Source organism: Accumulibacter sp., assembly GCF_032229525.1.
GTDB lineage: Bacteria > Pseudomonadota > Gammaproteobacteria > Burkholderiales > Rhodocyclaceae > Accumulibacter.
Genome location: NZ_JAVTWB010000182.1, coordinates 26,432 through 32,369 on the forward strand (window position 1 = coordinate 26,432; position 5,938 = coordinate 32,369).

A 5,938-nucleotide genomic window follows, 5' to 3' on the forward strand; every position below is an offset into this window, starting at 1 on the left:
TTGACGAGATGCCATACCTCGTCGACCGGTTCCGCGGCTGCGTCCTTGTCTTCCCGGACCAGGCCGTTGAAACGCACGCTGACCACGTAGCGGGTTTCCTCCTCGGCGACCTCGATCACCTCGGCGTCAATGGTCACGACATCGGTTTCCTGCGTGGCGTCGCCGCGCTCGGCGATGTTCATGCGGATCTCGGCAAACATCTCGGGGGTGGTGAATTCACGGATATCGTCAAGGTTCCCGGCATCGTTGGCCGCCTGCAGTCGAATGAAGCTCACTTTGGCGTTGCGCACGAAGCCGGCAACGTCGAAGTCGGCCGGGATGTGGCCGCTGGTGCTCGCCGGTGGAGCGGAACCGGAAGCCGGCGTCAGGAATGGATCGACGCGCTGCTGCGCTGATGCACTGCCGGAAGCGGAAGGCGGCGCCAGCAATTGATCGACACGCTGCTGCGCTGGCGCACTGCCGGCACCGGCCGCGGCGTATTGCAGACCGCCAGCGCCACCCATCGCCGACTCCCGCGCGGCGGCCCGGCGACGCATGACGATGCCAATAACCACCATCACGGCCATCACCAGCAGCCCGATCATCAGCATCGAAGCGAGCTCCTCGCCAAAACCCAGGTGGGAGGCCAGTGCGGCCAGGCCGAGGCCGGCCGCGAGACCGGCGAGAGGGCCCATCCACGAGCGCTTGGGCTGCGCTTGCGCGGCTCCGGCTGCCGCCGGCTGACCCTTGGTGGCGCTCGGCGCGGCGGCCGAAGAGGGCGGCGTGGCCTGGCGCTGCATGCCCGAAGACTTGCCCGCGCCGAAACGCTTGCCGGCGGCCTCCGCATCGGCGGTGGCCAGGGTCAAGCCGAGAGCCAGAATGGCTGCCAACAGCGAGAATGTTTTCATCGAGATCTCCTGCAATTAACGGATCGAAGGGGCCAACAATAGACCTGCGAAGACCCGCAGAAAAGCAGAAATATTTGCTGTTTAACTTCCAGAAAACCGAACTGTATGCAGTCTCCGAAAAGAGGACGAGGTGAGGCATCGACTTGGCTGTCGGCGCTGATCAGGGCGCTTTCTTCGTCGATCTCGGGCGGCCGCGCGAGCGCGTTGCTGCTGCCGCCTGCGTCTGGCCGTGATCGCTTGTCCTGATCGCTGGCGGGGGCTCGGTCGCGTTGCCGAAGACCTCGTCGCGCCCCACCTGGGTGATGGCGACGATGGCGGGATGGCTCAAGCGGCGCTCGGTAGTGATGGCGAAAAGTTGTTCGGCGATCGAGTCGATCCGGCCGACGGCACGCACCCCATACTGATCGCCGATGTATGCGGCGATTGCCGTCGGCGCCACGAACAGTCCGGCTCCGGCCTGCCCGAACGACTTCAGCAGGGCGCTGTCGTCGAACTCGCCGACAATGCGTGGGTGCAGCCGCTTGCTTTCAAACCATTGCTCGAGCCGCGGGCGAATGGCGACGTCGTCGCCCGGCATGAGAAAGGGAGCGCCCTGGAGCAGCATCGGGAAGGCCCCTTTGAGGGTGTTCAGCAACTCGGGTGTGCCAAAAACGGTCAGATCGCTCTCGCCAAGCAGGTGGCTGTAGCCGCGTACATTCAGATTAGTCGGCATCGGTCGGTCGGCGATCACCATGTCGAGGCGATGCACCGCCAGGTCCGCAAGCAAGCCGGTCAGGCGCCCTTCACGACAGACCAGCCGCACCGTTTCCGGTAGCTGCAGGGCTGGCGCGATCAGCCGATGGGCAACCGACTTGGGCACCGAGTCGGCGATGCCCACCGCCAGTGGCAGGCTTTTTTTCGCCGTCTGGTCACGCGCCACCTCGAGCAGTTCGTCGCCGATGGCGAAAATCTCCTCGGCGTAGCTCAGGATGCGCCGACCGGCATCGGTGAGTTCCAGGCCGCGGCCGGCGCGGCGGAAGAGGTCAACCCCGAGCATTTCCTCCAGCTCGCGCAACTGGCCGCTGATCGCCTGCGGGGTCAAATACAGCTGTTCGCAGGCGCGAGCGATCGATCCGCACTTGGCGACCATCCAGAAATAACGCAGATGCTTGTAGTTGAGTGTGTTCATGAGGGGCCTATGAGCAATAAAACCAGAACTATATAAACACTATATGCGATTTGTCGGATGTCTTGCAGTCTACTAGACTGCGCCTTCAGCTCGAGCGGAGAAGTTGTATGCAGATCGTTACCCAGGCCAGAGGCTTTGATCTCACCGCGGGCCTACGCGAGCACGTCGAGCGGCGTTTGCGTTTCGCGCTCGACTGGGCCCACTACCAGGTCGGCGGCATTTCCGTCCTTCTTTCCGATATCAATGGGCCGCGCGGTGGCGCTGACAAGCGCTGCCGTATCCGGGTCAAAGTTGTCGGCATGGCGGACGTCGTGATCGACGATGTCCAGGCTGACCTGACTATCGCCGTCGATCGCGCCGTCGATCGTGCCGGGCGGACCCTGGCTCGCCGGTTGGCGCGGCAACGGGAACATCAACACGCCAGCCTGCGCACTACACAGCCGGAGCTTGCCGCCAGCGAAGCGCCAACCGGCGTCGCCACCCCGGCGCTCAAGTAGCTTTGAAACCTTAACCTTACGGGAGTCCAGAATGAATACCGTCAAGTCTTTATCGACCACTACCCTTGGTCACGCCAACACCGAATCGGTGTTGGCCTCGAACAAGGTGATTCGCAATACCTACATGCTGTTGTCGATGACCCTGCTGTTCTCGGGCCTCACGGCTGGCGTCTCGGTGGCGCTGAAACTGCCGCATCCGGGCCTGATCGTCACGCTGGTCGGCTACTTCGGCCTGCTGTTCCTCACCTCGAAGCTCAGGGACAGTGGCTGGGGCCTGCTCTCGGTGTTCGCCTTGACCGGCTTCATGGGTTACACCCTGGGGCCGATCGTCGGCCACTATCTCGGCCTGCCCAACGGCGGCCAGACAGTGATGATGGCCATGGCCGGTACCGCCGCGATCTTCCTCGGCTTGTCGGGCTACGCGCTGACCACGCGCAAGGACTTCAGCTTCATGGGCGGCTTTCTCTTCGTCGGCGTGGTGCTCGCTTTCCTGGCCGGGCTGGCGGCGATCTTCTTCGAGATCCCGGCGCTGTCGCTGACCGTCTCCGCGGCCTTCGTGCTGCTGATGTCGGGCCTGATCCTCTATGAGACGTCGAATATCATCCACGGTGGCGAAACCAACTACGTGATGGCGACGGTGACGCTGTTCGTCTCCATCTTCAATCTCTTCACCAGCCTGCTGCATCTGCTGGGCTTCATGAACGGTGACGACTGACCGGGCAGGCAGTTCCAGCCCGGGCTGAAGCAAGGGGTTTCTCCGAGAGGTTCGATCCTTACCGTCTCTGTCGAAGCTTGCCGGCTGGCCACGTTTGGTGGCCAGCCGCGCTTGGCCGTGCGGGGCGAGGCGAGGCAAAGTTCGCTATAATTCCCAGCGAACCGCCCTCGTTTTCTCTTCGCTACCGGCAGGCTCCGGGGAACCCCTCCCATGCGCAATGACTCGCTGTCACCGGAAGCCGTTCCAGATTCACTGGCCGGCTTCCGCCCGCCGACTTCGCCGGCAACTTCGCGGCATGCCGACGGAACGCTGGTCGACAAGTACGGCCGGCACGTGACCTACATCCGCCTGTCGATTACCGACCGTTGCGACTTCCGCTGCAGCTACTGCATGGCCGAGGAGATGACTTTCCTGCCGCGAGCACAGGTGCTGACGCTCGAAGAATGCCTGCGCATCGCCAGCACCTTTGTCGATCTCGGGGTGACCAAGGTGCGGGTCACCGGTGGTGAGCCGCTGGTACGCAAGAACGTCCTCTGGCTGCTCGAAGAGATTGCCGGCCTGGGCGGTTTGAAGGAGCTGGTGATCACCACCAACGGCTCACAGCTCGACCGCTTCGCCCCCGGTTTGCGCACCGCCGGCGTCAAGCGCATCAACATCAGCCTCGACACCTTGCGCGCCGACCGCTTCCGGGCGATCACCCGGGTCGGCGATCTGGCCAGTGTCCTGCGCGGGTTGGATGCGGCGCAGGCAGCCGGGTTCCAGCGTCTCAAGCTCAATACGGTGATGATGCGCGGCAGCAACGACGACGAGCTGGTCGACCTGGTGCAGTTCGCCGTCGACCGCGCTATCGACATCTCCTTCATCGAGGAAATGCCGCTCGGCGAGATCGGTCACGGGCGCCAGTCCACCTACTTCAGCAGCGAGGAAGCGATGGCCCTGCTGGAGCAGCGCTTCGTCCTGCTGCCGTCCACCGAAAGCAGCGGTGGACCGGCACGCTACTGGCGGATTCCCGGCACCGCGACGCGGGTCGGCTTCATCTCGCCGCACAGCCACAACTTCTGCGACAGCTGCAACCGCGTGCGCATTACCGCTCGCGGCGAACTCTATCCCTGCCTGGGCAACAACGACGCCAGCCAGCTGCTGCCCTTGCTGCGCGCGCACCCGAGCGACGACGGCCCGCTGCGCGCGGCGATTGTGCACAGCATGGGAATCAAGGCCAAGGGCCACGACTTCACCAGCCAGATGGACGCACCGCAGGTGGTGCGCTTCATGTCGATGACCGGTGGCTGATCGCTCGCCACGGCTGTCCACCCGGCACCCCCGGCGCAAGCCAGCGCGCGTATTCGCTCCACCAACCCACCCGCAAGGCACGTCGCCATGAGTCTCTCTGCCCATTTCAGCTGTCTCGACGATTTCGACCCCGACGCCCTGTCGGTTGATCAGGCGCGGGCCTTCATCCTCGGCCAGCTCACCCCTTTGCATGCCCGGGAGCGCCTGGCGCTGCGCAGCGCGCTTGGCCGCGTGCTGGCGGTTGACGTGATCGCCCCGTTCAACGTCCCGGCGCACGACAACTCGGCGATGGACGGTTACGCCCTGCGCCATGCCGACTTGTCCGCCAGCGGTGAGACGCGACTGCGTGTGGTCGGCACGGCGCTGGCCGGCAAGGCGTTTGCCGGCCCCATCGCTGCCGGCGAATGCGTGCGCATCATGACCGGCGCCCTGCCGCCAGCAGGAACCGATACGGTGGTGATTCAGGAGGTCGTTGGCGTCGATGGCGAGAGCATCGTCGTTCCGCCCGGTCAGCGCCCTGGCCAGAACATCCGGCTGGCCGGCGAGGATCTGGCCGCCGGCCAGCCGGCGCTCGCTGCCGGGCGGCTGATCCGCCCGGCGGAACTCGGGCTGATGGCTTCACTGGGCTGTGCCGAGGTCAGCGTCTACCGTCGTCTGCGCGTCGCCTTCTTCTCCACCGGGGACGAGCTATGCTCGATCGGCACCGCGCTGGCCGACGGCGAGGTCTACGACAGCAATCGCTACACCCTCTTTGGCATGCTCCGACGCATGGGTTGCGAGGTCCTCGACATGGGGGTCGTCCGCGACGATCCGGCCAGCCTCGAAGCGGCGTTTCGCGACGCCGCTGCGGCGGCCGACGTGGTCATCACCAGCGGCGGAGTGTCGGTGGGCGAGGCCGACTTCGTCAAGGCACTGATGGCGCAACTCGGCGAAGTGTTGTTCTGGAAGATTGCCATGAAACCCGGCCGTCCGATGGCCTTCGGCCGGATCGGCGACGGCGGGGAAACCGGTGGAGGGGCCTGGCTGTTCGGCCTGCCCGGCAACCCGGTAGCGGTGATGGCCGCTTTCTACCAGTTCGTCCGCGACGCGCTGCACGCGCTGATGGGCGCCGACCCGCTTCCCGTGGTGCCGCTGCTAGCGGCAACGAGCACGGCGGCGATGAAAAAAGCGCCCGGTCGTACGGAGTTCCAGCGCGGCATCCTCAGTCAGGTGGACGGGCAATGGAGCGTTCTCCCGGCCGGCGCCCAGGGTTCCGGCATCCTGCGTTCGATGTCGGACGCCAACTGCTTCATCGTTCTTGAACACCATCGTGGCCCAGTCGCCGTCGGCGATACGGTCAGGGTGCAATTGTTCGACGGGCTGGTCTGAGCGCCGCCTGCTG

6 protein-coding genes are annotated in these 5,938 nt (G+C 64.9%); 4 read left to right on the plus strand and 2 right to left on the minus strand.

Features of this window, described 5'->3' with window-relative positions:
* Nucleotides 1-887, minus strand: an 887-nt coding sequence (locus tag RUW20_RS14200; RefSeq protein WP_313952885.1) for a Tim44 domain-containing protein, incomplete at its 3' end; no start/stop codon positions are given.
* Between the two features lie 160 nt (nt 888-1,047).
* A complete protein-coding gene (nhaR, locus tag RUW20_RS14205; RefSeq protein ID WP_313952886.1) occupies nt 1,048-2,055 on the minus strand; it encodes a transcriptional activator NhaR in 1,008 nt (335 codons plus the stop codon).
* Nucleotides 2,056-2,162: 107 nt separating this feature from the next.
* Between nhaR and RUW20_RS14210 the strand changes: the two genes are divergently transcribed.
* From RUW20_RS14210 to glp, 4 genes are all read left to right on the plus strand, one after another.
* Nucleotides 2,163-2,552 carry an HPF/RaiA family ribosome-associated protein gene (locus RUW20_RS14210; RefSeq protein ID WP_313952887.1) on the plus strand — a complete coding sequence of 130 codons (390 nt, stop codon included), beginning with the start codon at nt 2,163-2,165 and terminating at the stop codon, nt 2,550-2,552.
* A 31-nt stretch (nt 2,553-2,583) separates the two neighbouring features.
* A complete protein-coding gene (locus tag RUW20_RS14215; RefSeq protein WP_313952888.1) occupies nt 2,584-3,267 on the plus strand; it encodes a Bax inhibitor-1/YccA family protein in 684 nt (227 codons plus the stop codon).
* Between the two features lie 210 nt (nt 3,268-3,477).
* On the plus strand, nt 3,478-4,557 hold the full coding sequence (gene moaA / locus RUW20_RS14220) for a GTP 3',8-cyclase MoaA (RefSeq protein WP_313952889.1): 1,080 nt from the start codon (nt 3,478-3,480) through the stop codon (nt 4,555-4,557).
* A gap of 87 nt (nt 4,558-4,644) precedes the next feature.
* Nucleotides 4,645-5,925 carry a gephyrin-like molybdotransferase Glp gene (glp, locus tag RUW20_RS14225; RefSeq protein WP_313952890.1) on the plus strand — a complete coding sequence of 427 codons (1,281 nt, stop codon included), beginning with the start codon at nt 4,645-4,647 and terminating at the stop codon, nt 5,923-5,925.
* Nucleotides 5,926-5,938 lie beyond the last annotated feature (13 nt).

Excerpts from the sequence above, each read along its gene's own strand:
- nhaR (WP_313952886.1), bottom strand. The coding sequence starts at position 2,055 with ATGAACACACTCAACTACAAGCATCTGCGTTATTTCTGGATGGTCGCC.
- RUW20_RS14210 (WP_313952887.1), top strand. The coding sequence starts at position 2,163 with ATGCAGATCGTTACCCAGGCCAGAGGCTTTGATCTCACCGCGGGCCTA.
- RUW20_RS14215 (WP_313952888.1), top strand. The coding sequence starts at position 2,584 with ATGAATACCGTCAAGTCTTTATCGACCACTACCCTTGGTCACGCCAAC.
- moaA (WP_313952889.1), top strand. The coding sequence starts at position 3,478 with ATGCGCAATGACTCGCTGTCACCGGAAGCCGTTCCAGATTCACTGGCC.
- glp (WP_313952890.1), top strand. The coding sequence starts at position 4,645 with ATGAGTCTCTCTGCCCATTTCAGCTGTCTCGACGATTTCGACCCCGAC.